This window comes from Xanthomonas sp. WHRI 10207 (assembly GCF_040202975.1).
Lineage (GTDB): Bacteria > Pseudomonadota > Gammaproteobacteria > Xanthomonadales > Xanthomonadaceae > Xanthomonas.
The window spans coordinates 998,277-1,024,022 of record NZ_JBEGDX010000002.1 but is presented as its reverse complement, the minus strand read 5'-3'; the positions used below and the strand labels follow the sequence as shown (position 1 = coordinate 1,024,022).

Below are 25,746 nucleotides of genomic sequence, written 5' to 3'. Positions count from 1 at the left end.
CGCCCAGGAGCGTTTGTCCGATGAGCAGCAGATACACCCCGTCCGAAATGGCCCAAGCGCTTGGCGCCGGGCTGTTGTCGTTTCCGGTGACCCATTTCGATGCCGACCTGGCCTTCGACGAACCCGCCTATCGCAGCAATCTGGACTGGCTGTCCTCGCATCCGGCCGCCGGCCTGTTTGCAGCGGGCGGCACCGGCGAGCTGTTTTCGCTGACGCTGGACGAAGTGAACCGCGCCGTGCGCGCAGCCGTCACCGAGACTGCCGGCCGCATGCCGGTGATCGCCCCGGCCGGCTATGGCACTGCGATTGCGATCGAGATGGCGCAGGCCGCCGAGCGCAACGATGCCGACGGCATCCTGCTGTTTCCGCCGTACCTCACCGAGTGCGATGCCGACGGCGTGGCCGACCATGTCGAGCGCGTCTGCAAGGCGACCAGCCTGGGCGTGATCGTCTACGGCCGCGCCAATGCCAAGCTCGACGATGTAACGCTGGCGCGTGTGGCCGAGCGGTGCCCCAACCTGGTGGGCTACAAGGACGGCATCGGCGATGTGGATCGCATGACCCGCATCTATGCGCGGCTGGGCGACCGGCTGTTGTACGTGGGCGGCCTGCCCACCGCCGAAACCTTCGCGCTGCCGTATCTGGAAATGGGCGTGACCACGTATTCGTCGGCCATCTTCAATTTCCTGCCCGAGTGGGCGCTGGCGTTCTATGCGGCGGTGCGCGCGCGCGACCACGCCACCATCTACCGCGAGCTCAACGACTTCGTGTTGCCGTACACGGTGCTGCGCAATCGTCGCGCGGGTTACGCGGTGTCTATCGTCAAGGCCGGCATGCGCGCGGTCGGCCGCCCGGCCGGTCCGGTACGCACGCCATTGGCTGACCTCAACGAAGATGAGTTCGCGCAGCTCAAACAACTGATCGGAGGCCGCCGCTGATGCACACCATCAAGGGCGAATCGCTGATCGGGCAGCGCGGCGTGCGCGGCGCCGGGGCGGAATTTCATGCGGTGGATGCGGCCAGCGGCGCGGCATTGCAGCCGACGTTCGGCTCGGTGAGCGCACAGGATCTGCAGCAGGCCTGCGCGCTGGCGCAGGCGGCGTTCGACACCTATCGCGAAACGCCGCTGGAAGCGCGCGCGGTCTTTCTGGAAACCATCGCCGAGCAGATTCTGGCGTTGGGCGATGCCTTGATCGAACGCGCCATGTGCGAAAGCGGCCTGCCGCGCCCGCGTCTGGAAGGTGAGCGCGGACGCACCGTGGGGCAACTACGTCTGTTCGCCAACGTGGTGCGCGAAGGCAGCTGGTTGCAGGCCCGCATCGACCCCGCGCTGCCGCAACGCACGCCGTTGCCGCGCGCGGATCTGCGCCAGCGGCATATCCCACTGGGGCCGGTGGCGGTGTTCGGCGCCAGTAATTTCCCGCTCGCATTTTCGGTGGCCGGTGGCGATACCGCGTCGGCATTGGCGGCCGGTTGCCCGGTGGTGGTCAAGGCGCACAGCGCGCATCCGGGCACGTCGGAATTGGTGGGCCGTGCGATCCAGGCGGCGATGGCGCAGTGCGGGCTGCCCGAAGGCGTGTTCTCGCTGCTGTTCGACGCCGGCATCGAGATCGGTGCGCAGCTGGTGGCCGACGCGCGCATCAAGGCGGTGGGTTTCACCGGCTCGCGCGCTGGCGGCATGGCGTTGGTCAAGATCGCTTCCGCACGCCGCGAGCCGATTCCGGTGTATGCGGAGATGAGTGCGATCAATCCGGTGTATCTGTTGCCGCAGGCGCTACAGGCGCGTGCATCCGATCTGGGCAAAGCGTTCGTCGGCTCGCTGACCTTGGGCACGGGGCAGTTCTGCACCAACCCCGGCTTGCTGCTGGCGATCGATTCACCGGCGCTGGATGCGTTTATCGCGTCGGCCACGCAAACGCTGCAAGCGGTATCGCCGGCAGCAATGCTCACCGCAGGCATTGGCCAGGCCTATGCGCAGGGTGTGCAGCGTCTGGCCGCGCATCCGCAGGTCAGCACACTGGCACGTGGCGCCGCACCGGAAGCGGGTCGCTGCCCGGCCGCATTGTTCAGCACCGACGCCGATGCCTTTCTGGCAGACGAAGCGCTGCAGGCCGAAGTCTTCGGTGCCTCCTCGCTGCTGGTGCGTTGCAGGGACATCGCTCAGCTGCGCGCGCTGAGCGAGCACCTGGAAGGCCAGCTCACCGCCACCTTGCACATGGATGCAGCCGATACCGACCTGGCCGCCGCGTTGCTGCCGGTGCTGGAACGCAAGGCCGGGCGCATCCTGGTCAACGACTGGCCCACCGGTGTGGAGGTCTGCCACGCGATGGTGCATGGCGGCCCGTTCCCGGCCACCTCCGACAGCCGCAGCACCTCGGTGGGCACGCTGGCGATCGATCGCTTCCTGCGCCCGGTCTGCTACCAGGATCTGCCGGCCGCGCTGTTGCCCGCTGCAGTGGCGCACGGCAACCCACTCGGACTGTGGCGACGCGTCGATGGCGCGCTGGGACACGACTGACAGCGGCGGCGGCAACGATGCCTGAGGCGTGCCGGAGGAGGGTCCGGTGCGCCATCTGCAGGCGCCACTTGGAGTACCGGAGCGCAGTGCGCTTCCATCGTCATAGGTGAGGAACGATGATGGCTATCGATTCAAAGACAGTCGGTTCAACGACGGTTCCGCGCAGGCGCTACCTGATCTTGCTGATGTTGTTCGTGGTGACCACGATCAACTATGCAGATCGCGCCACCTTGTCCATCGCCGGTTCCGCGGTCCAGGATGCGCTGGGCATCGACGCGCTGCAGATGGGCTTCATTTTTTCTGCATTCGGTTGGGCGTATGTGGCCGGGCAGATTCCCGGCGGCTGGTTGCTCGATCGCTTCGGCTCGCGGCGCGTGTATGGCCTGTCGCTGCTGATCTGGTCGCTGTTCACCGCCTTGCAGGGCTTTATCGATTGGGTGCCGGTGACCTGGGCGGTCACCACGCTGTTCGTGCTGCGCTTTCTGGTCGGCATTGCCGAAGCGCCGTCCTTTCCGGGCAATAGCCGCATCGTGGCGGCGTGGTTCCCTACCGCCGAGCGTGGCCTAGCCGCGTCGATCTTCAATTCCGCGCAGTACTTCGCCACCGTGGCCTTCGCGCCGCTGATGGGCTGGCTGGTGCACGCCTGGGGCTGGGAACACGTGTTTCTGGTGATGGGTGCGGCGGGCGTGTTGCTGGCGCTGGTATGGCGCAAGACCATCTATGCCCCGCGCGAACATCCGCGTTTGAGCGCGCAGGAGCTGGACTATATCCAGCGCAACGGCGCGCTGGTGGACATGGAGCAGGGCAACAAGCCCGGTAGCCAGCCCAAGGGCACGCAATGGCATTACGCCAAACAGCTGTTGTGCAACCGCATGTTGCTGGGCGTGTACATCGGCCAGTACTGCATCACCACGCTGACGTACTTCTTCCTGACCTGGTTTCCGGTGTATCTGGTCAAGGAGCGCGGCATGTCGATCCTGGAAGCCGGCTTTGTGGCCTCGTTGCCGGCGGTGTGCGGGTTTATCGGCGGCGTGCTGGGCGGCTATGTGTCCGACCGCATGGTACGGCGTGGCTATTCGCTCACCGTTTCGCGCAAGACGCCGATCGTGGTCGGCATGTTGATGTCGGTGACGATGATCGGCTGCAACTACGTGCAGGCCGAATGGATGGTGGTGGGGCTGATGGCGCTGGCCTTCTTCGGCAAGGGCATCGGTGCACTCGGCTGGGCGGTGGTGGCCGACACCTCGCCCAAGGAAATCGCCGGCTTGTCCGGTGGCCTGTTCAATACCTTCGGCAACATCGCCGGCATCACCACGCCGATCGTGATCGGCTACATCGTGTCCACCACCGGCACCTTCGAATGGGCGCTGGTGTTCGTCGGGCTCAATGCCTTGCTGGCGGTGGTGTCCTATCTGGTGGTGGTGGGTGAAATCAAGCGCGTGGAACTCAAGGCCCCGCCCGGCGGCCCGTCCATGCCCGTGCCCGCACCGCTGTGACCGTCTTCGGAGACTTTCGATGAATATCCACACCGCACCTGCAAGCATCGGCGCCACGCCGCGCATCACCGACATCCGCGTGGTGCCGGTCGCCGGCCAGGACAGCATGCTGCTGAACCTCAGTGGCGCGCACGCGCCTTACTTCACCCGCAATGTGCTGGTGCTGCGCGATTCGTCCGGCCGCACCGGCGTGGGCGAAGTGCCTGGCGGCGCGGCCATCGCCGGCTTGCTGCACGAGGCAGCGCCGCTCATTCGCGACCGCTCCATCGCCGAGTATCAACGCATCCTCAATCAGGTGCGCACCGCGTTTGCCGACCGTGACAGCGCCGGACGTGGTCTGCAGACCTTCGATCTGCGCATCACCATTCACGCAGTGATCGCCATCGAATCGGCGTTGCTGGATCTGCTGGGGCAATTCCTCGATCAACCGGTCGCTGCGTTGCTCGGCGAAGGCCAGCAACGCGACGCGGTGGACGTGCTGGGCTACCTCTTTTTCATTGGCGACCGACGCAAGACCGGATTCGACTATCGCGACGGCAGCGGTGCCCGCGATGACTGGGAGGCGGTGCGCGACCAGGAAGCCTTGACGCCGGCATCGGTCGTGCGCCTGGCCGAAGCGGCCTACGAAAAATACGGCTTTCGCGACTTCAAGCTCAAAGGCGGCGTACTGCGTGGCGAAGACGAAATCGAGGCCATTGTCGCGTTGCACGAACGTTTTCCGCAGGCGCGCATCACGCTGGACCCCAATGGCGCGTGGTCCCTGGATCAGGCCATCGCCCTGTGCCGCGACATGCACGGCGTGATGGCCTATGCCGAAGACCCGTGCGGTGCGCAGGAGGGGTATTCCGGCCGCGAGATCATGGCCGAGTTCCGTCGCGCCACTGGCTTGCCGACCGCCACCAACATGATCGCCACCGACTGGCGGCAGATGGGCCACGCCATCCAGTTGCAGTCGGTGGATATCCCGCTGGCCGACCCGCATTTCTGGACGTTGCAAGGCTCGGTGCGGGTGGCGCAACTGTGCCGCGACTGGGGCCTGACCTGGGGCTCGCATTCCAACAACCACTTCGATATTTCGCTGGCGATGTTCACCCACGTGGCCGCCGCAGCGCCGGGGCAGGTGACCGCGATCGACACGCACTGGATCTGGCAGGACGGCCAACGCCTGACCCATTACCCGTTGCAGATCGTCGGCGGCCAGATCCAGGTGCCGGCAAAGCCCGGTTTGGGTGTCGAACTCGATATGGATGCGCTGGAAGCGGCGCATCGCACTTACCAAAATCTGAGCCTGGGCGCGCGCGATGATGCTGCCGCGATGCAGGCCTTGATTCCCAACTGGACCTTCGATAACAAGCGGCCGTGCCTGGTGCGCTAACCGTGCGGTGGCTGCAGCCGAATGCACGGCATGCAGCGGCTGCGTCGAAGAGGTCTGGCAGGTGGAGAGCTGGTCGATGAAACATGTAATGGCACTCGGCAGCGCGGCGCTGCTGGCGGTCGGTGCGGGCGGACGCGCGCGTGCGCAGGAACCGGACGCAGGATTCTGGAATGGCGCAACGGCCGAGGTCACCGCGCTCAACTTCTATTACAACCGCGATTTCCGCAGCGGCGAAGGGCAGGGCAAGCGTGCCGAATGGGCGCAGGGCGTCGTGGTGGATGCCAAGAGCGGCTACACGCAAGGCCCGATCGGGGTAGGGCTGGATCTGCTCGGCATCGGTGATTTGAAGCTCGATGGCGTCCGAGCCGAAGGCGGCACCGGCCTGCTGCCCAATAACGACGACGGCACCGCGCAACATGCACTGACGCGAGTGGCGCCGACGCTCAAACTGCGCGCCTCGCAGACCGAATTGAAGTGGGGCAGCTTCATTCCCAACGAGCCGCTGGTACGCGCCAGCATCACCCGCATCATGCCGGAGACGTTTCAAGGCGTGACGCTGGAATCCAAGGACGTGCCCAAGCTCGATCTGCTGCTGGCCCGCTTCACCAGCGCCTGGTACCGCGATGGCGATTCGCGTGTGCCGATCACCTTGACCAACAAGAACCGTCGCTTTCTGGGCACGCCGGATTCGGATGCGTTGAATCTGGTGTCGGCTACCTACAGCGTTGCACCCGGCACGCAGCTGCGCTATCAGGGCGCGGTGATGGAAGACATCTACCGGCAGCAGCTCTACAACGTCATCCAGACGCATAAATTCGGCAAGGATCAGTTGCGTGTGGACCTGCGCTATTTCCGCACCGATGACATCGGCCAATCGCGTGCCGGGCCGATCGACAACCGCATGTTCAGCAGCATGCTGTCCTGGCGCACGGGTGGGCAGGAATTCGGTGCCGGCTATCAACGCCTGTCAGGCCCCAGCGCCATGCCCTGGCCGGGCGGCACCGACGGCAATGTCTTCAACTGGACCTTCATCAACGACTTTCTCGAACGCGGCGAGCGCAGCTGGCAGCTGCGTTACAGCATCGATGGCAAGAGCATCGGCATCCCCGGGCTCAGCGTCATGGCGCGCTACATCAGCGGCGACCATGCACAGCCGGCAACCTATTCCGGCGAAGGCCGCGAATGGGCCCGGGATGTCTTGACCACCTATCAATTCCAGAGCGAGCGCTTCAAGCATGTGAGCGTGATCTGGTTCAACGGCACCTTCCGCTCCAATTACCAGCGCAATGTCGATGAAAACCGTTTGATCCTGCAGTACCGCCGTCAGTTCGACAGCCCCGACCGGTAATGCACTCCATCCCCGTCTTGCAAGGTAGGCCCACGATGTCCGCAACCCAGCAACCCACTCGTTGGCTCAGCATTCGCGCCCATTCGCGCGACAACGTCGCCATCGTCGTCAACGATGACGGCGCGCCGGCCGGTGCCACTTTTCCGGACGGGCTCACCGCCATCGAACACATTCCGCAGGGCCACAAGATGGCGCTGCTCGACCTGCCCGCCGGCACGCCGGTGATCCGCCTGGGCGCAGTGATCGGCACCGCCAATGCCGACATCGCGCGCGGCGCCTGGGTGAGCGAACACCTGCTGGACATGCCCGAAGCGCCCGATCTGGCTGCGCTGGATCTGTCGCTGCAAGCGGCGCCCGCACCCGAGCCCTTGGAGGGTTACACCTTCCAGGGTTATCGCAACCGCGATGGCAGCGTCGGCACGCGCAACATCCTGGGCATCATGACCAGCGTGCAATGCGTGGTGGGTGTGCTCGGTCACGCGGTGGAGCGCATTCGCACCGAGTTGCTGCCCAAGTATCCCAATGTCGACGACGTGGTGGCGGTCAATCACGTCTACGGTTGTGGCGTGGCGATCACCGCGCCCGAAGCCATCATCCCCATCCGCACGTTGCGCAACATTGCGCGCAGCCCCAACTTCGGCGGGCAGGCGCTGATCGTGGGCCTGGGCTGCGAAAAACTCGCACCCGAGCGCCTGCTGCCGGACGATGCCAGCGCCGACGACAGCGCCGTTTACCGCCTGCAGGAAGCCAGTCTGGGGTTTGCCGACATGGTGGGCTCGATCATGGCCATGGCCGAAGAACGCCTACGCCATCTGGACCTGCGTCGCCGCGAAACCGTGCCGGCCAGCGAACTGGTGGTGGGCATGCAATGCGGCGGCAGCGATGCGTTTTCCGGCGTCACCGCCAATCCGGGTCTGGGCGTGGCTGCCGACCTGCTGGTGCGCGCCGGTGCCACGGTGATGTTCTCGGAAAATACCGAAGTGCGCGACGGCATCCACCTGCTGGTGCCGCGCGCCGCCACTGCCGACGTGGCCAAGGCGCTGGTGCGCGAAATGGCCTGGTACGACGCCTACCTGGCGCGCGGCCAGGCCGACCGCAGCGCCAACACCACGCCCGGCAACAAGAAGGGCGGCTTGGCCAACATCGTTGAAAAGGCAATGGGCTCGATCGCCAAATCCGGCGCCTCGCCGATCAATGGCGTGGTGCCGCCCGGCGAGCGCGTCAAAGGACGCGGGCTGCAGTACTGCGCCACCCCGGCCAGCGATTTCGTTTGCGGCACGTTGCAGGTGGCGGCCGGCATGAACCTGCATGTCTTCACCACCGGGCGCGGCACGCCGTACGGCCTGGCCATGGTGCCGGTGATCAAGGTCGCCACCCGCAGCGAACTGGCGCAGCGCTGGTCCGACCTGATGGACATCGACGCCGGCGGCGTGGCGACCGGCGCCAAGACGCTGGAGCAATTGGGCTGGGAGTTGTTCCAACGCTATCTGGACGTGGCCAGCGGCCAGCGCACCTGGACCGAGCATCACCGCCTGCATAACGATCTGGCCTTGTTCAATCCGGCGCCGATTACCTAATCCTGCTGGTTTGCGCGTCTCTGCGTTCCCGGGCGGCGGCACGACACAACTCTTGGCGCGACTGTTCCGCCGCCGCGCAGGCGTGGTCGGTTTTTCTGAGTCGGTGTGGACTGTGCAGAGTCGGTGTGAACGGTGTGGGGCTGCGCGTCCTCGGTGTCGTGAGCGCATCCGCGCGTCGTGACGACTGCGCGCCATCTCTCGCATCCCTGCAGCATCGCGGCGACGCAGCGCTTGCCGCGGCATGGCGCCACTCACTTGGCGTGGCTTCGCCCGGACCCTCACCCCAACCCTCTCCCGCACAAGAGGGCATAGCGTTCCCTTCTCCCGCCGGGAGAAGGTGCCCCGCAGGGGCGGATGAGGGTACGTGCGCAGCCTCGTGCTCTCTCACGCAGCCGCCAACAACGCACACGTACAGCCGCACCAAAACCATCGCGCGCAAGCAAAAACAAGTAGCCACCATCACCGCAAGATGCCCAACCCACCATGCAACGGGCCGCTACGCCACCAGCCAACGCCCTCGCGCCGTCACCGCACATCCTCCTATTCGCCCGTCAACGGCATGCGCCGATACAATGTGCGTTCGTTTTCAGTGTTGACGGAGTCGCCATGTCCCAGATCATCCATACAGACCAGGCGCCTGCCGCCATCGGCCCTTACTCGCAGGCAGTGCGCGCCGGCAACACCGTGTATTTCTCCGGGCAGATCCCGCTGGATCCGGCCACTGGCGAGATCGTGCCGGGTGACATCGGTGCGCAGGCGCGCCGCGCGTTCGACAACCTCAAGGCCGTGGCCGAAGCCGCCGGTGGCTCGCTCGACAAGATCGTGCGTCTGGGGCTGTATCTCACCGACCTGGGCCAGTTTGCCGCCGTCAATGCAGTGATGCAGGACTATTTCCAGGCCCCGTTCCCGGCGCGTTCCACCATCGAAGTCTCTGGCCTGCCGAAGGGCGCCGGTTTCGAAGTCGATGCGGTGATGGTGCTCGAGTGATGGTGCTCGGGTGATCCGGCGCGACTGATCCGACCCGCCGTGCCGCGCGCGCGCGTCGCCACGCCGAGCCTGGCCGTCGCCGGCCAGGCTCCGCTGTCTAGCCTGCCTGGCGTCGGCCCGAAAGTGGCCGACAAGTTCGCCGCGCGCGGCATCCTGAGCGTGCAGGACCTGTGGCTGCATCTGCCGCTGCGGTATGAAGACCGTACCCGGCTGACCACGATCGCGCAGTTGCAAAGCGGCGTGCCGGCGCAGATCGAAGGACGCGTGGAGGCGGTGGAGCGCGGCTTCCGCTTCCGTCCGGTGCTGCGCGTGGCAATCTCGGACGCGTCGCACGGCAGCGTGGTGCTGCGTTTCTTTCATTTTCGCGCCGCGCAGGTCGCGCAGTTTGCGGTCGGCACGCGCGTGCGCGTGTTCGGCACGCCCAAGCCCGGCCAGAACGGTTGGGAAATTGTCCATCCCAGTTACCGCGTGCTCGCGGCGGATGAAGACGCACAACTGGGCGACTGCCTGGACCCGGTCTATCCGGTGCTCGAAGGCGTCGGCCCGGCCACGCTGCGCAAATTCATCGGCCAGGCGCTCGAGCGGTTGCCTCCAGAGGCCGCACTGGAGTTGCTGCCGCCGCATTGGCTGCAGGACGAACACCTGCCTTCGCTGCGCACTGCCTTACTGACCATGCACCGCCCACCGGTGAACACCGACCCGCAACAGCTGCTCGCCGGCGGGCACCCGGCACAACAGCGGTTGGCGCTCGAAGAACTGCTTGCGCACCAACTCAGCCTGCGTCGCCAACGCATCGCCCTGCAGCGGTTCCATGCGCCCGTGTTGCCCGGCAACGGCACGCTGGTGCAGCGCTTGCGCGCCGCATTGCCGTTCCAGCTCACCGGTGCGCAGCAACGCGTGTTCGAACAGATCGCGCACGACCTGGCGCAGCCCTCGCCGATGCTGCGGCTGGTGCAGGGCGATGTCGGCAGCGGCAAGACCGTGGTCGCGGCCCTGGCGGCGATGCTGGCGGTGGAGCAGGGCAAGCAGGTCGCACTGGCGGCGCCCACCGAACTGCTGGCCGAGCAACATCTCACCAACCTGCGCGGCTGGCTCGAGCCGCTAGGTGTGCGCATCGTCTGGCTGGCCGGCAAGGTCACCGGCAAGGCGCGCGCTGCAGCGATGGCAGAGGTCGCCTCCGGCCAGGCCCAGGTGGTGGTCGGCACGCATGCCTTGATGCAGGAAGCGGTGGTCTTCCACGACCTGGCGCTCGCCATCATCGACGAGCAGCACCGCTTCGGCGTGCATCAGCGTCTGGCGCTGCGCGACAAGGGCGCGGCTGCCGGCAGCGTGCCGCACCAACTGGTGATGACCGCCACGCCGATCCCGCGCACCCTGGCGATGTCGACCTACGCCGATCTGGACGTGTCGGCCATCGACGAGTTGCCACCCGGCCGCACGCCGGTGCAGACCATTGTCCTGAGCGCAGAACGGCGCCCCGATCTGGTCGAACGCATCCGCGCCGCCTGCGCCGAAGGGCGGCAGGCGTATTGGGTGTGCACGCTCATCGAAGAAAGCGAAGACCCCGGCAAGGCCGCACCGGCTGGCCCGCCGCGCATCGAAGCGCAGGCCGCCGAGGTCACCTTCGAGGCCTTGTCGGCGCAGTTGCCCGGCGTGCGCGTCGCGCTCGTGCATGGCCGCATGAAGCCCGCCGAAAAACAGAAGGCCATGCTCGATTTCAAGCAGCGCCGCAGCGATCTGCTGGTCGCCACCACGGTGATCGAAGTCGGCGTGGACGTGCCCAACGCCTCGCTGATGATCATCGAAAACGCCGAGCGTCTTGGCTTGGCGCAGCTGCATCAGCTGCGTGGCCGCGTCGGCCGCGGCGCCGCAGCGTCCAGTTGCGTGCTGCTGTATCAGGCGCCGCTGTCGATGATGGCGCGCCAACGCCTGGAAACCATGCGCCAGACCAACGATGGGTTTGTGATTGCAGAAAAGGATCTGGAATTGCGCGGTCCCGGCGAATTGCTCGGTACCCGGCAGACCGGTCTGGCCAGCTTCCGCATCGCCGACCTGGCCCGCGACGCCGGGTTGCTGCCGCGCGTGCAGGTGCTGGCCGAGCGGTTGCTGGCCGAAGCGCCGGAGATCGCCGACCGTGTCGTCGCACGCTGGATCGGCAGCGCAGTGCGGTATGCCGCCGCTTGAGTGGCGGGGAGTCGGAATCGGGAATCGGGAATCGGGAATCGTAAAAGCTAAGGGCTGCTGCCGCCTGTACATCCTGGGCGTTCGCGTGACCGGCCGATCCTTGCGAAGATGCTGCAACGAATCCCGAATGCCCAATCCCGACTCCCATGACAAAAAAGATACCGCTGCTGATCGACACCGACCCAGGCGTGGATGACGCGCTGGCGCTGCTGATGGCCTTCAACGACACCCGTCACGAGGTGGTTGGCCTGACCATCGCGGCCGGCAACGTGGGGCTGGAGCACACCGTGCGCAACGCCTTGAAGGTCTGCGAGATCGCCGGCCGCGCGGATGTGCCGGTGTACGCCGGCTGCCCGCAGCCGCTGTTGCACCCCTCGGTCGATGCGGCACACGTGCACGGCATCGATGGCTTCGGCGATGTCGGCCTGCCGGCGGCCAAGCGCAGCGCCGAGGCCGAGCATGCCGCGCTCGCCATCCTGCGCCTGTCGCACGACTACGCTGGCGAGCTGTTGCTGGTCGCCCTGGGGCCCCTGACCAATCTGGCCCTGGCGCTGACCCTGGACCCGACCCTGCCGCAGCGCGTCGGCCGGCTGGTGGTGATGGGCGGAGCATTGACCGGGCACGGCAACATCACGCCTGCCGCTGAATTCAATATCGGCTTCGACCCGGAGGCCGCGCACATCGTGTTCCGTGGCTTCCCGCACTTCGACGTGGCCGACTGGGAAGCCACCATCGCGCACGGCCTGCTGCATCGCGATGTCGAGCAGTGGCTGGCCGCCGATAGCGACCGCGCCCGCTTCTACGAAGAAATCTCGCGCAAGACCCGCCTGTGGTCCGAAGACAGCCGTGGCGAGTACTGGTACGCCGCCGACGCACTGGCGATGGCGTTCGCCCTGCACCCGGAAGGCGCCCAGCGTCTGGAGCAGCGCCCGGTGCATATCGAATTGTCCGGCACGCACACCCGCGGCATGACCCTGGTGGACTGGAACCGGCAGGGCGGCGCGCCCGACAATGCCAACCTGCTGCTGGAGTACGACCGCCAGCGGTTCTACGGCCTGGTCGGGGCGGCATTGGCGGCCGGCTAGGGTCACCTTGCGCCGGGCGAGTGGAGGCCGCTATAATGACCGACTTATCCAGGCAGCCCGGCGCCAAGTCCATGAAAGATAACGTGCATCCCAACTACAAAGACGTCGTCTTTCACGACGTGACGTCCGATTTCAAGATTCTGACCCGTTCCACCATGGGCTCGAAAGAGACCGTGAAGTGGGAAGACGGCCAGGAATATCCGCTGATCAAGGTGGAAATTTCCTCCGCGTCGCACCCGTTCTATACCGGCAAGCACAAGGTGATCGACACCGGCGGCCGTATCGACAAGTTCCAGAAGCGCTACGCGCGCTGAACTTGCAGGACGGGCTGTACCGACAACGGCCGCGCATTGCGCGGCCGTTGTTTTTTGGGGCGTGAGCGCTTCGTTTGCGTGGTCCCGACAGGTGCGTCTACGACTTCTGTCCAAGCGACGGCCAAAATGCTGCTGTGCGATAATGACGTGATCCGAGGCGATGCCTTGGACTTCCATCACGTGCCTGCCCATGTGGGATCAGGCGCCTTCCACTGAAGGAGCGTACACAGTGTCCGATCTTGATCAGGTCACGCTCAACGCCGGCGACAAGTCGGTTGTTCTGCCGGTTCTCAAGCCCACGTTGGGCAATGATTGCGTCGATATTTCCAAGCTGACCAAAGAAACCGGTCTGTTCACCTACGACTCGGGCTTTACCGCCACCGCCAGTTGCAAGTCGGCCATCACCTATATCGATGGCGACAACGGCGTGTTGTTGTACCGCGGCTATCCGATCGAACAGCTCGCCGAGAAGTCCAGCTTCCTGGAAGTTTCGTACCTGCTGATGAACGGCGAACTGCCCACGGCGGACGAATTCAAGAAGTTCGACCACGAAGTGACGCATCACACGATGATGCACGAGTCGCTGAAGAACTTCCTCGGCGGTTTCCGCCACGATGCGCACCCGATGGCCATGCTGGCCGGTTCGGTCGCCTCGCTGTCGGCGTTCTACCACGACACCCTGGACCTCAACGATCCGGAGCAGCGCCGTCAGGCCGCCATCCGTCTGATCGCCAAGGTGCCGACCCTGGCGGCTGCGGCGTATCGTTACTCGATCGGCTGGCCGATCCGCTATCCGCGCAACAACCTGAACTACGTCGACCGCTTCCTGCACATGATGTTCGAAGTGCCGAGCGAGCCGCTGGAGATCAACCCGGTTGTCGCCAAGGCGCTGGACCTGCTGTTCATTCTGCACGCCGATCACGAGCAGAATGCCTCGACCTCGACCGTGCGTCTGGTCGGTTCGACCGGTGCCAATCCGTATGCGTCGGTCGCTGCCGGCATCACCGCACTGTGGGGCCCGGCACACGGCGGCGCCAACGAAGCGGTGCTGAAGATGCTCGAAGAGATCGGCACTGCCGATAACGTCGAGTCGGCCGTGGCCAAGGCCAAGGACAAGAACTCCTCGTTCCGTCTGATGGGCTTCGGTCACCGCGTCTACAAGAACTTCGACCCGCGCGCCAAGATCATCCGCGAGATGACCCACAAGGTGCTGGGCGAGCTGGGCGTCAACGATCCGCTGCTGGAAGTGGCGTTGAAGCTGGAAGAAGCCGCGTTGAAGGACGACTACTTCGTGCAGCGCAAGCTGTATCCGAACGTCGACTTCTATTCGGGCCTGATCTACAAGGCGCTCAATATCCCGGTGGAAATGTTCACCGTGATGTTTGCCATCGCGCGCACCGCCGGTTGGGTGTCGCATTGGCTGGAGCAGCAGGTCGACCCGGAAATGAAGATCGGCCGTCCGCGCCAGATCTACACCGGCTACGACAAGCGCGATTACACCGACAGCGCCAAGCGTTAATCGGCTCAAAGTCGTCTGCGTAAACGAACGCCCCGCACTTGCGGGGCGTTTTCGTTGTGGCTTGGTGCGTTTAGTGGAACAGGGCGCGCTTGCCAAGAGTGGCTGGCAAAACGTAGCGCGCAATCTTTCGGGTGAGTGCTGATGGCGCGCTCAGCAATGGAGTGCACGCGTGCGCTCACTCCCGTTGCTGGTAGGCGACACTCTCCTGTTCGGCAAGCAACTGCCGCAGCTGTGCAGCCGAGGCGCGTGGCATCGGTTTTTCGTCCAGCTGCGACAGCGGCGCCTGGCGCAGGGCGTCGTAAGGCAGCACGGTCAGGTCGAAGGTCAGTTCCTCGGCACTGAACAGCCAGACCGGGAAGTCGCCGTTACGCTCGCGGTCCAGTCGCAGACGGCGCGTGCGCGCCTCGGCAGGGACGCGGTGTTCTTCCAGAAACCGCTGCACCGCGTCCGGGTCGTCGCTGTGCAGCTGCAGTTGTACCGGGGCGTTTGCATCGGCGGTGCCATCCAGGACCGGGCCGGTCAGCCGCGGCTGGAATGGGCGGAGAAAATCCAGCGCACGCAAGGCGGCTTCGCGGCGTTGACGCAACCGCGCTGCGTGGTCAGGCCCGGCGAACAGGCGCTGGTATTCGCGCAGTGCGTCTTCGATCTCGCGATTGCGCGGCAGCGATGCGTCGTCATGGATGCCGAGCCGGCTGGCAGCCTTGAGCTTTGCCTGGTGGAAATCGCGGATACCGCCTTCTGCCATCAATCTGGCGGCCTCGTGGGCGAGCCGATGACGGCGTTCTCGGGTGCGCGTATCGGCGTGTTGGCGTGCGTGATGCATGACCGGGCTCCCCTGATGAACCTGAGCTCGACTCTACAACAGCCGCATGAAAACGTGGCGAATGCTTCCCGGCCACTCCGAGGAAGCGATCGCGTAGGAGCGCGATGCCGATACCTTGCGTGTCGGAGGGCATGGCCGCAGCTTCGGGAGGAGCGCATCAACCGGTGAGATGCAGGCGCTGCCGCGCCGGCAACCAGGTCAGCAGCGAGTCGCGATAGTGCGTGGTCGAACAGCTGCTGGGCTTGCCGGCTCGCGCAAAAGGTCGGTCCGGGCAGTGCGTTGGCGACCGGGCTGGTGCGTAGCAAGGGACAGCGAGTCGCGTCGCCGGCTATGTCCGCCCAGCCAGGGCTGGTCAGTAAGCAGCGCGTCGCGCCCGGCTCCAGCGCCACCCAAGGGTGACTCGTGCAGTTGCCAAAAAACGCGCCCAAAAAAATGGGGAACCGGACAGCCACGCCGTCACGATTCCCCACTCACGATTCCCGATTCCGGCCGTCAGAAGATATCGAAAGCCTTCTCGTCCTGCTGTTCCTGCAGGCCGTAGTCGTAATCCTGCAGGCGATCCAGATCTTCGTTCTTCACCCATTCGACCGCACCATTGATGGTGGCCTGGGTCATGCCCTCGGGCGGGTCGTTGGCGGCGATCGGCTTGTCCTTCAATGCCACGCGCATGTAGTCGATCCAGATCGGCAGTGCGGCCTTGCCGCCGTACTCGCGATAGCCCAATGAACGGAAGTCGTCGCGGCCGACCCACACGGTGGTGGCATACGGACCGCCGAAGCCGGAGAACCAGGCATCGCGGTGATCGTTGGTCGAGCCGGTCTTGCCGCCTACGTCTTCGCGTCCCAGCACCTTGGCCGCCGTGCCGGTGCCGCGCTGAACCACATCGCGCATCATCGACACCAACTGGTAAGCGGTACGCGCATCGATGGCGCGCGGTGCGATCTTGGTTTCGGCGATTGCCGCTGGCGCGGTTTCTGCTGGTGTCGGCGCTGCATCGGCAGCCGGAGCCGCGGGCGGCGTGGCCGGCGCCTGGGTGCCGAAGTTGAACCCGTCCACCACCTGGCTCACCGGCGCGGCGGTGCCGCCCTGCAACGCGCAGGTGCGGCAGGCTACCGCGGGCACTTCCTTGAACACCACATTGCCGTCGCGATCTTTCACCTCGTCCACGATCCAGGTGTCCACGCGCGATCCACCATTGGCGAACACTGCGTAGCCGCGCGCCACCGACAGCGGCGTCAGCGACGCGGTGCCCAGCGACATCGACAGGTTGGGCGGCAACTCGGCTTCCTGGAAACCGAACTGGCTGATGTATTTACGTGCGAAATCGACGCCGATCGCATCCAGCAGGCGCACCGACACCAGGTTGCGCGATTGCACCAGCGCCTCGCGCAGGCGCATCGGGCCGCGGAAACCGCCGCCGTCATTCTGCGGCGACCAGGTCTTGCCGCGACGATCGCGGAACACCACCGGCGCATCCAGCACGATCGAGGCCGGGTTGAAGCCCTTCTCGAACGCCGAGGCATACACGAACGGCTTGAAGCTGGAACCTGGCTGGCGGCGTGCCTGGGTGGCGCGATTGAACTTGTTGCCGGCAAAGCTGAAGCCGCCAACCAGCGCGCGCAGTGCGCCGCTATTCGCATCCAGCGACACCAGCGCCGCCTGGCCGCGCGGCAGCTGGTCGATGATCCATTCGCCGTCCTTCTCGCCGGCACGGATGCGGGTCAGGTCGCCGCGCGTCAGCAACTTGGCCGGGGTCTTGTTGGTCCAGCGGCTGGCGCTGGCCGGCAGGGTCAGCTCGGTCTTGTCGCTCTGCACGACGGTGACGCCGCCGTCGGCATTGGTGCGCGCCACGATCACTGCGCGCAGGCCGCCCTGAGTAAACACGCCCGACAGATGCTTGGCCAATGCCGGCGCATCCGCATCGGCGGCAACATCGAAATGCTGCTCCACACCGTGCCAGCCGTGGCGGTGGTCGTACAGACGCAGGCCTTCGCTGATCGCAGCATCGGCACCGGTCTGCAAGGTGGAATCGATGGTGGTGGTGACGTGGTAACCCTTGTTGAGCACATCGCCGCCGTATTTGGCGATCATCTCCTGGCGCACCAGCTCGGCCACATACGGGGCGTACACCTCGACAGGCGGCTCGTGCGGCTTGGCGTGCATCGGCACCGCCTTGGCGGCGTCGGACTCGGCCTGGGTCACGAAGCCCAGGTCGGCCATGCGCTGCAGCACGTAGTAGTCGCGGCGTTCGCGCGCGCGCTCAGGGTTGCTGATCGGGTTGCCGCTGGACGGGAACTTGGGGATGCCGGCCAGCGACGCCATCTCGTCCAGGCTCAACTCGCTCATCTTCTTGCCGTAGTAGTACTCGGCGGCGGCACCGACGCCATAGGCGCGGTTGCCGAAGAAGCTCTTGTTGAGATACAGCTCGAAGATCTCGTCCTTGCTCAGCTCGCTCTCGATCTTGCGCGCCAGCAGGATCTCGGCGAACTTGCGGGTGTAGCTGTATTCGGAGCTGAGGAAGAACTGCCGCGCCACCTGCTGGGTGATGGTCGAGCCGCCCGGTACGCGCTTGGCGTCGGTGCTGGCCAGCAGCCACACCGCGCGGGCGATGCCCTTGTAGTCCACGCCTCCGTGCTCGTAGAAACGCGCGTCCTCGGTCGCCAGGAAGGCCTGCTTCAAGCGCAGCGGCACGTCCTTCATCTGGATCGGGTAGCGCCGGGTCTCGCCATAGACGGCCATCAGCCGGCCGTCGCTGGAATAGACGTACATCGGCTCCTGCAGCTCGACCTGCTTGAGCGACTGCACGTCCGGCAACTTCGAGGAAATGGCGTAATACAGGCCGCCGGCAGCAATAGCGCCGAGCAGTGCGAGCACAACGAGCGTGGCCAGGATCCAGCCCAGCCAACGGCGAATACGGGGCATGTAAGAGAGATTCCGATTGCAGATTTCTTGGCCACAGAGTATAGATGACGCCGAGTTTGGCTGGGGCCGAACTCTGGGGATCGCAGAAGACAGCACTGGGGTCACGTTCGCGAGGTCATTGCCTTGCGCGTGAAGGGCTTGTCAACTGTTAAAATTTGATTATTAATACGAGGGCGCAGACATGCGTCCAAGTGCCCGTCGGCAGGGGAGTTACCGTGGGGCTTTTACCCAAGAGTCAGTCGCCACTCATTGGTGTCGACATTAGTTCTACTGCCGTGAAGCTCTTGCAGCTGTCGCGCAGCGGGAACCGTTATCGCGTGGAACATTACGCGGTGGAACCATTGCCGCCGAATGCGGTGGTGGAAAAGAACATCGTCGAAGTGGAGGCGGTGGGCGAAGCTATTCGTCGCGCCATCAACCGCTCCGGCAGCAAGGCCAAGAATGCCGCTGCGGCCGTGGCCGGGTCGGCGGTGATCACCAAGTTGATCCCGATGCCGGCCGATCTGGACGACAGCGATCTGGAGGCCCAGGTCGAACTGGAAGCCACCAATTACATTCCGTACCCGATCGAGGAAGTGAATCTCGACTTCGAGGTGCTCGGCCCGATGCCCAACAGCCCGGACATGGTCCAGGTGCTGCTGGCCGCCTCGCGCTCGGAGAATGTGGAGCTGCGCCAATCGGCGCTGGAACTCGGTGGTCTGACCGCCAAGGTGATGGACGTGGAGGCCTTCGCGGTCGAAAACGCCTTTGCCCTGGTCGCCAGCGAACTGCCGGTGGCCGCCGATGCGGTGGTCGCCCTGGTCGACATCGGCGCCACCATGACCACGCTGAGCGTGCTGCGCTCCGGTCGTAGCCTGTATAGCCGCGAACAGGTGTTCGGCGGCAAGCAGCTCACCGACGAAGTGATGCGCCGCTATGGCCTGACCTACGAAGAAGCCGGCCTGGCCAAGCGTCAGGGCGGGTTGCCGGAGAGCTACGAGGTCGAAGTGCTGGAGCCGTTCAAGGAAGCGACGGTGCAGCAGATCAGCCGTTTGCTGCAGTTCTTCTATGCGGGCAGCGAGTTCAATCGCGTCGACTGCATCGTGCTGGCCGGCGGTTGCGCCGCGCTGTCGCGCCTGCCGGAGATGGTGGAAGAGCAGCTGGGCGTGACCACCGTGGTCGCCAACCCGCTTGCGCAGATGACGCTGGGTCCGAAGGTTCAGGCCCACGCGCTGGCGCTGGATGCGCCTGCATTGATGATCGCCACCGGCCTGGCCCTGAGGAGCTTTGACTGATGGCAAGAATCAATCTATTGCCCTGGCGCGCCGAGCGCCGGAAGGCGCGCGAGCGTGAGTTCTATTCGATGCTCGGCTTTGCCGCGCTCGGTGGCGTGCTGCTGTCGCTACTCATCTGGTTCTACTACGACGCGCAGATCAGCGGCCAGACCGAACGCAATGCGTTCCTGACCGCCGAGATCGACAAGGTCAAGGCGCAGAACGAAGAGATCAAGGAACTCGACAAGAAAAAGGACCGTCTGCTCGCCCGCAAGAAGGTGATCGAAGAACTGCAGGCCAACCGCTCGCAGATGGTGCATCTGTTCGATTCGCTGGTCCGCACCATTCCCGATGGCGTGGCGCTGACCAACATCAAGCAGGACGGCGACATCCTGACCCTGGAAGGCCGCTCGCAGTCCAATGCGCGCGTCAGTGCATACATGCGCAACCTGGAAGGCTCGGGCTGGATGACAAATCCGGACCTGTCGATCATCGAGGCCAAGAGCCAGGACAAGGCCGCCGGCCAGCCTGCGGCCTCGTCGATGGACACCAAGGCGTTGCCGTACGTGTTCACGCTGAAGGTCAAGCTAGCCAATCCGAACGAGACTGACAAGAACGGCGCCGCGCCCGCGGTGGTGGATCCGGCTGCGCCGGGTACTGCCGCACCAGGTGCAACGCCGGCCGGTACGACGCCTGCTGCTCCGGCAGCGGCGCCTGCGCCAGCAACGCCGCCGAGCGCACCTGCAGCTGCACCGCAGGCAGCGCCGGCGCCTGCCAATCGGCCGCAGGAGGGGGCGGCGTCATGAGTAAGAAATCATTCAAGCTCAGCGATCTGGACTTCAACAACATCGGCGGTTGGCCGCAGCAGGCGCGCATCGTGTTCTGTGTGCTGGTCGGCCTGTTCATCATGGTGTTGGCCTGGTTCCTGTTGATCAGCAGCAAACGCGACGAACTGGAAGGACTGGAAGGCACCGAATCCTCGCTGCGTACGGAGTTCGAGACCCAACAGGGGCGTGCGGTGAATCTGGAGCCGCTCAAGCAGCAGCTCGCGCAGATGGAACAGGTGCTTCAGCAGATGCTGCGTCAGCTGCCCAGCAAGACCGAAATGCCGGATCTGATCATCGACATTTCGCAGACCGCGCTGTCCAGCGGCTTGTCGAACGAGTTGTTCCAGCCTGGTCCGGAATCGCCGAAGGAGTTCTACGCCGAGAAGCCAATCGCTCTGCGCATGGTGGGCAGCTACCACCAGTTCGGTGCCTTCGTCAGCGGCGTGGCCTCGCTGCCGCGCGTGGTGATCCTGACCATGCACGACATCAACCTCAAGCCCAGGGATGCCAAGGCCGGCATCACGCCGCGCGGTGCACTGGAGCTGTCCGGCACGGTCAAGACCTATCGTTATCTGGACGATGAGGAAATGGCCGAGCAGGAGAAGGCTGCGGCCGACGCTGCGAAGAAGGGCGGCCAATGACCATGAAATTGCTCAAGATATTGTCCTGCGTGGCGCTAATTGCAGTATTGCCGGCGTGTACGCGTGGCGTGACCAGCACGCCCGGCGATGCGCCGAATCTAGATGCCTGGGTGGCCGAAGTGCGTGCGCGTCCTGCGCCACCGCTGGAGCCGCTGCCGGTGATGCAGCAGTTCGAGACATTCGAATACGCAGCACAAGTGATGCGCGACCCGTTCAGCGATGCGTGGGTGACTGCGGAAGGCAGCAATGGCACGCGGCCCGATCCGAACCGGCGCAAGGAACCGTTGGAAGCCTTCCCGCTCGACGCCCTCGACATGGTGGGGACCATTGGAGGCGGCTCGGGTCTGATCGCGCTGGTGATGGCACCGGACAAGGTGACGTACCGGGTGCGGCCGGGTGTGTATCTGGGACAGAGCGATGGCCGGGTAACCGGGGTCTACGAAGACCGCATCGAGCTGATTGAACTTGTGCCGGACGGTGCGGGTGGATGGCTTGAACGGCCGGCCGCACTCGCATTGGATGATCAATAAAGTGATAGGGGATAGCACGATGACGTTTTCCAATGCACAGCGGCTGCGTCCGGTTCGACGCCACGCGATGCTCCAGGCTTGCGCGTTGGGATTAGCGCTGGCGCTGGCCAGTGGCAGCTCGTTCGCAGCCGCCGCGCTGACCCAGCCTGCGCAGGACCCGGCCAAGGCCGCTCCGGCGAGCCTGACGGTGTCCAAGATCGATTTCAAACGCGGCGAAGATGGCGCTGGCCGTCTGATCCTGAAGTTCGACGGTCAGGGCGCCAGCCCGGACCTGCGCACCCAGGGCGACAGCGTGCTGGTGGATATCAGCAACGCCAAGCTTCCGCCGGAACTGCAGCGCCCGCTCAACGTCACCGACTTTGCAACGCCGGTACAGCGTGTGGAGGTCAAGCCATCTGGCTCGGGCTCGCAACTGGTGCTGTCGACCAAGGGTGCGTTCGACTCGCTGGCCTATCAGACCGGTAACGAGTACGTGGTCGAGATCACCCCGCGCAAGGGCCAGCCGGCCGTCGGCGGCGTGAGTTCGGCAGCGGTGACCCAGGCTGCTGCGCAGATTGCAGCGCGCGGCTACAGCGGTCGCCCGGTGACGTTCAACTTCCAGGACGTGCCGGTGCGCACCGTGCTGCAGCTGATCGCCGAGGAATCCAATCTCAACATCGTCGCCTCCGACACCGTGCAGGGCAATGTCACGCTGCGCTTGATGAACGTGCCGTGGGATCAGGCGCTGGACATCGTGCTGCGGGCCAAGGGCCTGGACAAGCGCCGCGACGGTGGTGTGGTGTGGGTCGCCCCGCAGCCGGAGCTGGCCAAGTTCGAGCAGGACAAGGAAGACGCCCGCATCGCGATCGAAAACCGTGAGGATTTGATCACCGACTACGTGCAGATCAATTACCACAATGCTGCTGTGATCTTTAAAGCGCTGACCGAGGCGAAGGGCATTGGTGGTGGTGGTGGTGGTGGTGGCGGTCAGGGCGGACAAGGCGGTGCAGGTCAGCAGGACAACGGTTTCCTCTCGCCACGCGGCCGTTTGGTGGCCGATGAGCGCACCAATACGCTGATGATTAGCGATATTCCGAAGAAGGTCGCGCAGATGCGCGAGTTGATCTCGCATATTGATCGTCCAGTAGACCAGGTGTTGATCGAGAGCCGTATCGTCATTGCAACCGACACGTTTGCGCGTGACTTGGGTGCGCGTTTTGGTATCACGGGAGCTACTGGTCGAGGGATTTTGAGTGGTTCGCTAGGAAGTAATGTTAATTTCCAGAACACTTCTGCCCAGCGCGCCAATGAACTTCTCAACACTGGCACTAGTACGACCCTGGCCTCGCATCTGTTCCCGTCCGGGCTGAATGTGGACCTTGGCGCCAGCGGTTTTACTAATAGCCGGGCGGCTGGTCTGGCGTACACCCTGCTGGGCTCTAATTTCAATCTTGACCTCGAACTTTCCGCAATGCAGGAAGAGGGGCGCGGTGAAGTTGTCTCCAATCCGCGGATTGTGACTGCGAATCAGCGAGAAGGTGTCATCAAACAAGGGCGTGAAATTGGCTATGTGACGATCAGCGGTGGCGGCGCGGCAGGTTCTGCTGCGCAGGCCAATGTGCAGTTCAAAGAAGTGCTGCTTGAGTTGAAAGTTACGCCAACCATCACCAACGACAATCGCGTTTTCTTGAATATGAATGTCAAGAAGGACGAGGTGGCGCGGTTCATTATTTTGGAAGGCTACGGAACTGTGCCTGAAATCAATCGTCGAGAAGTCAACACGGCCGTGTTGGTTGGCGATGGTGAGACGGTGGTTATCGGCGGCGTTTACGAGTTTACCGATCGGGAAAGCGTCTCCAAAGTTCCATTCCTGGGTGATATTCCCTTTCTTGGAAATTTGTTCAAGAAACGCGGTCGTAGTAAGGAGAAAGCGGAGCTCCTGGTATTTGTGACGCCGAAGGTATTGCGTGTTGCAAGCGCGAATCCGTAAGTTGGACTGATCTGGAAAAAGGCCGCGCAAGCGGCCTTTTTCGTACGCGAATAAATGGATGTCGTTAGTGAAGATGAAGATGCGAAGTGCCCTCATCTAATGAGTTCGGAATCGATTCGGAACTTGGCGACATGGGCTGTGGATATCGCCAGTCATCAAAGTAAAATATCCGTATTGCGAGTGAGTTGTCTTGTGCTCATAGGTCATTGGTCCTCGAAGAGTTGGCAGAACTTATGCAGAGGCTAGTGCAGAGACTAGTGCAGCGTTCTGAAAGCTTCGGTCTTCGTGACACAGGGCAAAGGTTCGTCACTCACTGAACCTCTCGCCATCGGCAAGTGAACCAATCGCGTTCGAATCGGTCACACTGGTCCTATGAACGCACCGCCGCTATTGCCCCCCGAAGCCGCTGCCGCGCCCGCCGAGGACCGGCTGCATCGTCAATTCACTTCTCTGCGCGAGTCATTGGCGCAGCGCATCGTCGGTCAGTCTGCGCTGGTCGAGCGGCTGCTGATCGCCTTGCTGGCCGATGGCCATTTGCTGGTCGAGGGCGCGCCAGGGTTGGCCAAAACCACCGCGATCCGTGCGCTGGCCTCGCGACTGGAAGCCGACTTCGCGCGGGTGCAGTTCACCCCGGACCTGTTGCCCTCCGATCTGACAGGTACCGAGATCTGGCGTCCGCAGGACAGCCGTTTCGAGTTCATGCCAGGGCCGATCTTCCATCCCATCCTGCTGGCCGACGAGATAAATCGCGCGCCCGCCAAAGTGCAGTCTGCGTTGCTGGAAGCGATGGGGGAGCGACAGGTCACTGTCGGTCGTCATACCTATGCGCTGCCGCAGCTGTTCCTGGTGATGGCGACACAGAACCCGATCGAGCAGGAAGGCACGTTCCCGCTGCCCGAGGCGCAACTGGATCGGTTCCTGATGCATGTGCGCATCGGTTATCCGCAGGCCGATGCGGAGGCGGAAATTCTGCGTCTGGCACGCGAAGCGGCGCGCGACACGCTGGAAAAGCACGAGACCGTGCCGGACAAGATTCCGCTGGAAGACGTCTTCGCCGCACGACGTGTGGTGCTGGATGTGCATCTGGCGCCACAGCTCGAGCGCTATCTGATCGAGATCGTGCTGGCCTCGCGTGATCCGCAACGTTACGACCCTGCATTGGCGCGGCGAATTGCCTGGGGCGCGAGCCCGCGTGGTTCGATTGCGCTGGAGCGCTGTGCGCGTGCGCGTGCGTGGCTGGCCGGGCGCGACTACGTGACCCCGGACGACATTCGCGCCATTGCGCCGGACGTGCTGCGCCACCGCGTGTTGCCCAGTTACGAGGCCACCGCGGAAGGCTGGGATGGCGAACGCCTGGTCGCTGCGTTGCTGGACAAGATTCCGCTGCCCTGATCGGGCAGCGGGTTGCCGAGGGATGCTGCCCTCTCGCCCGACTCCGATGTCTTCGATGCCGTCTTCCTCCCCCGCCAATCCTGCCTCGTCCGTTGCCGGCGATGGCCTGCGCCCGAGCCTTGCCGAGTTGATTGCATTGCGCGGCACTGCGTTGCATCGCGGGCAGCCGGGGCGTGGCCGACATGGGTTGGTGGGGCCAGTGCCGGCCGCCACCCGCGGGCGTGGCATGGAGTACGCCGAGTCGCGCGAATATGTCGCCGGCGACGATGCGCGGCATATCGATTGGCGCGTCACCGCACGGACCGGGCGTGCGCATACCAAATTGTTTCAGGCCGAGCGCGAACGCTTGAGTCTGATCGTTGCCGATACCTCGCCTGCGCTCTTTTTCGGGACGCGGGTGCGCTACAAGTCGGTGCAGGCGGCGCGCGCTGGCGCGGTGGCAGCATGGCTGGCGCAGCGGCAGGGCGACCGGATTGCCGCGTTGCGCGGTACCGCCAGCGAAGCGCCTATTGCACCGCGGTCGGGTCAGCGCGGTGTGCTGCCGGTACTGGATGCATTGGCGCGCTGGTATGCGCAGCCGCCGTCTGGCGATGCCGGGCTGGAGGTTGCGTTGGACCATGCGGCGCGCCTGCTGCGTCCCGGTGCGCGCCTGACGGTGCTGGCCGATGCGCGAAGTGCCATCAAGATTTCTGCGACGCGCTGGTCTGGCCTGGCATTGCATCACGAGGTGGTGGTGATCGTGCTGGTCGATCCCCTGGAACTGTCGCCGCCGGCGCGGGCGCTGAGCTTTGATGTGCGAGGCGAGCGCATTGCGGTGGACCTCGGAAGCCAGGCCGCGCGCGCGCGCTGGCAGGCCGAGTTCGTCGCGCCGCTGGAACAGCTGGCCACGACGCTGCGATCGCGTGGCGTGCGCTTGCATCGCCTGTCTACCGACGATGCCAGCGATGCGTGGTTGAGCGGCAGTACGCTGATGCGGGGCGCATGAC

Annotated in this window: 20 protein-coding genes; 18 read left to right on the top strand and 2 right to left on the bottom strand. The window is 64.5% G+C overall.

Annotation, left to right across the window (positions count from 1 at the left end; genetic code table 11):
• Window positions 1-20 precede the first annotated feature (20 nt).
• From kdgD to ABQU90_RS09900, 11 genes are all read left to right on the top strand, one after another.
• Window positions 21-938, top strand: coding sequence for a 5-dehydro-4-deoxyglucarate dehydratase (kdgD, locus tag ABQU90_RS09950; RefSeq protein ID WP_055848625.1), 918 nt, complete (start codon window positions 21-23; stop codon window positions 936-938).
• A complete protein-coding gene (locus ABQU90_RS09945) occupies window positions 938-2,518 on the top strand; it encodes an aldehyde dehydrogenase (NADP(+)) (RefSeq protein WP_323522244.1) in 1,581 nt (526 codons plus the stop codon). Before kdgD ends, ABQU90_RS09945 begins: the two co-directional genes overlap by 1 nt.
• A 116-nt stretch (window positions 2,519-2,634) precedes the next feature.
• The gene (locus ABQU90_RS09940) at window positions 2,635-4,014 is read left to right on the top strand and encodes an MFS transporter (protein WP_115513770.1); all 1,380 of its coding nucleotides are present in this window, start codon (window positions 2,635-2,637) and stop codon (window positions 4,012-4,014) included.
• 19 nt (window positions 4,015-4,033) lie between these two features.
• The gene (gene gudD / locus ABQU90_RS09935) at window positions 4,034-5,389 is read left to right on the top strand and encodes a glucarate dehydratase (RefSeq protein ID WP_323522245.1); all 1,356 of its coding nucleotides are present in this window, start codon (window positions 4,034-4,036) and stop codon (window positions 5,387-5,389) included.
• 76 nt (window positions 5,390-5,465) lie between these two features.
• On the top strand, window positions 5,466-6,737 hold the full coding sequence (locus tag ABQU90_RS09930; protein ID WP_323522246.1) for an OprD family porin: 1,272 nt from the start codon (window positions 5,466-5,468) through the stop codon (window positions 6,735-6,737).
• A gap of 35 nt (window positions 6,738-6,772) precedes the next feature.
• Window positions 6,773-8,314 (top strand): galactarate dehydratase, encoded by a 1,542-nt coding sequence (gene garD, locus ABQU90_RS09925; RefSeq protein ID WP_323522247.1) that lies wholly within the window; start codon window positions 6,773-6,775, stop codon window positions 8,312-8,314.
• 606 nt (window positions 8,315-8,920) lie between these two features.
• Window positions 8,921-9,301 (top strand): RidA family protein, encoded by a 381-nt coding sequence (locus tag ABQU90_RS09920; RefSeq protein ID WP_022972872.1) that lies wholly within the window; start codon window positions 8,921-8,923, stop codon window positions 9,299-9,301.
• Between the two features lie 39 nt (window positions 9,302-9,340).
• Window positions 9,341-11,485: an ATP-dependent DNA helicase RecG gene (gene recG / locus ABQU90_RS09915; RefSeq protein WP_323522248.1), complete on the top strand. Its 2,145-nt coding sequence runs from the start codon at window positions 9,341-9,343 to the stop codon at window positions 11,483-11,485.
• Between the two features lie 146 nt (window positions 11,486-11,631).
• Window positions 11,632-12,570 (top strand): nucleoside hydrolase, encoded by a 939-nt coding sequence (locus ABQU90_RS09910; RefSeq protein WP_323522249.1) that lies wholly within the window; start codon window positions 11,632-11,634, stop codon window positions 12,568-12,570.
• Between the two features lie 71 nt (window positions 12,571-12,641).
• The gene (locus tag ABQU90_RS09905; protein WP_010364531.1) at window positions 12,642-12,884 is read left to right on the top strand and encodes a type B 50S ribosomal protein L31; all 243 of its coding nucleotides are present in this window, start codon (window positions 12,642-12,644) and stop codon (window positions 12,882-12,884) included.
• Window positions 12,885-13,113: 229 nt separating this feature from the next.
• Window positions 13,114-14,403 carry a citrate synthase gene (locus ABQU90_RS09900; RefSeq protein ID WP_039409911.1) on the top strand — a complete coding sequence of 430 codons (1,290 nt, stop codon included), beginning with the start codon at window positions 13,114-13,116 and terminating at the stop codon, window positions 14,401-14,403.
• A gap of 175 nt (window positions 14,404-14,578) precedes the next feature.
• Here the strand turns inward: ABQU90_RS09900 and ABQU90_RS09895 are convergent, their stop codons facing one another.
• Window positions 14,579-15,226 carry a hypothetical protein gene (locus ABQU90_RS09895; RefSeq protein ID WP_323522250.1) on the bottom strand — a complete coding sequence of 216 codons (648 nt, stop codon included), beginning with the start codon at window positions 15,224-15,226 and terminating at the stop codon, window positions 14,579-14,581.
• Window positions 15,227-15,718: 492 nt separating this feature from the next.
• Entirely contained in the window at window positions 15,719-18,148 is a 2,430-nt protein-coding gene (locus ABQU90_RS09890) for a penicillin-binding protein 1A (protein WP_503064412.1), read from the bottom strand.
• 215 nt (window positions 18,149-18,363) lie between these two features.
• Between ABQU90_RS09890 and ABQU90_RS09885 the strand changes: the two genes are divergently transcribed.
• From ABQU90_RS09885 to ABQU90_RS09855, 7 genes are all read left to right on the top strand, one after another.
• Window positions 18,364-19,422 carry a pilus assembly protein PilM gene (locus ABQU90_RS09885; protein ID WP_055848653.1) on the top strand — a complete coding sequence of 353 codons (1,059 nt, stop codon included), beginning with the start codon at window positions 18,364-18,366 and terminating at the stop codon, window positions 19,420-19,422.
• Window positions 19,422-20,207 (top strand): PilN domain-containing protein, encoded by a 786-nt coding sequence (locus ABQU90_RS09880; protein WP_115513762.1) that lies wholly within the window; start codon window positions 19,422-19,424, stop codon window positions 20,205-20,207. The genes ABQU90_RS09885 and ABQU90_RS09880 overlap by 1 nt, the downstream gene beginning before the upstream one ends.
• On the top strand, window positions 20,204-20,869 hold the full coding sequence (locus tag ABQU90_RS09875) for a type IV pilus inner membrane component PilO (protein WP_323522251.1): 666 nt from the start codon (window positions 20,204-20,206) through the stop codon (window positions 20,867-20,869). The genes ABQU90_RS09880 and ABQU90_RS09875 overlap by 4 nt, the downstream gene beginning before the upstream one ends.
• Window positions 20,866-21,399: a pilus assembly protein PilP gene (locus ABQU90_RS09870; RefSeq protein WP_055848662.1), complete on the top strand. Its 534-nt coding sequence runs from the start codon at window positions 20,866-20,868 to the stop codon at window positions 21,397-21,399. Before ABQU90_RS09875 ends, ABQU90_RS09870 begins: the two co-directional genes overlap by 4 nt.
• Window positions 21,400-21,418: 19 nt before the next feature.
• On the top strand, window positions 21,419-23,368 hold the full coding sequence (locus ABQU90_RS09865) for a type IV pilus secretin PilQ (protein WP_323522252.1): 1,950 nt from the start codon (window positions 21,419-21,421) through the stop codon (window positions 23,366-23,368).
• Between the two features lie 372 nt (window positions 23,369-23,740).
• Window positions 23,741-24,760: an AAA family ATPase gene (locus tag ABQU90_RS09860; protein ID WP_055848668.1), complete on the top strand. Its 1,020-nt coding sequence runs from the start codon at window positions 23,741-23,743 to the stop codon at window positions 24,758-24,760.
• Window positions 24,761-24,782: 22 nt separating this feature from the next.
• A complete protein-coding gene (locus ABQU90_RS09855; protein WP_323522253.1) occupies window positions 24,783-25,745 on the top strand; it encodes a DUF58 domain-containing protein in 963 nt (320 codons plus the stop codon).
• Window position 25,746 lies beyond the last annotated feature (1 nt).

Excerpts from the sequence above, each read along its gene's own strand:
- kdgD (WP_055848625.1), top strand. The coding sequence starts at position 21 with ATGAGCAGCAGATACACCCCGTCCGAAATGGCCCAAGCGCTTGGCGCC.
- ABQU90_RS09945 (WP_323522244.1), top strand. The coding sequence starts at position 938 with ATGCACACCATCAAGGGCGAATCGCTGATCGGGCAGCGCGGCGTGCGC.
- ABQU90_RS09940 (WP_115513770.1), top strand. The coding sequence starts at position 2,635 with ATGATGGCTATCGATTCAAAGACAGTCGGTTCAACGACGGTTCCGCGC.
- gudD (WP_323522245.1), top strand. The coding sequence starts at position 4,034 with ATGAATATCCACACCGCACCTGCAAGCATCGGCGCCACGCCGCGCATC.
- ABQU90_RS09930 (WP_323522246.1), top strand. The coding sequence starts at position 5,466 with ATGAAACATGTAATGGCACTCGGCAGCGCGGCGCTGCTGGCGGTCGGT.
- garD (WP_323522247.1), top strand. The coding sequence starts at position 6,773 with ATGTCCGCAACCCAGCAACCCACTCGTTGGCTCAGCATTCGCGCCCAT.
- ABQU90_RS09920 (WP_022972872.1), top strand. The coding sequence starts at position 8,921 with ATGTCCCAGATCATCCATACAGACCAGGCGCCTGCCGCCATCGGCCCT.
- ABQU90_RS09910 (WP_323522249.1), top strand. The coding sequence starts at position 11,632 with ATGACAAAAAAGATACCGCTGCTGATCGACACCGACCCAGGCGTGGAT.
- ABQU90_RS09905 (WP_010364531.1), top strand. The coding sequence starts at position 12,642 with ATGAAAGATAACGTGCATCCCAACTACAAAGACGTCGTCTTTCACGAC.
- ABQU90_RS09895 (WP_323522250.1), bottom strand. The coding sequence starts at position 15,226 with ATGCATCACGCACGCCAACACGCCGATACGCGCACCCGAGAACGCCGT.
- ABQU90_RS09890 (WP_503064412.1), bottom strand. The coding sequence starts at position 18,148 with ATGCCCCGTATTCGCCGTTGGCTGGGCTGGATCCTGGCCACGCTCGTT.
- ABQU90_RS09880 (WP_115513762.1), top strand. The coding sequence starts at position 19,422 with ATGGCAAGAATCAATCTATTGCCCTGGCGCGCCGAGCGCCGGAAGGCG.
- ABQU90_RS09875 (WP_323522251.1), top strand. The coding sequence starts at position 20,204 with ATGAGTAAGAAATCATTCAAGCTCAGCGATCTGGACTTCAACAACATC.
- ABQU90_RS09870 (WP_055848662.1), top strand. The coding sequence starts at position 20,866 with ATGACCATGAAATTGCTCAAGATATTGTCCTGCGTGGCGCTAATTGCA.
- ABQU90_RS09865 (WP_323522252.1), top strand. The coding sequence starts at position 21,419 with ATGACGTTTTCCAATGCACAGCGGCTGCGTCCGGTTCGACGCCACGCG.
- ABQU90_RS09860 (WP_055848668.1), top strand. The coding sequence starts at position 23,741 with ATGAACGCACCGCCGCTATTGCCCCCCGAAGCCGCTGCCGCGCCCGCC.
- ABQU90_RS09855 (WP_323522253.1), top strand. The coding sequence starts at position 24,783 with ATGCTGCCCTCTCGCCCGACTCCGATGTCTTCGATGCCGTCTTCCTCC.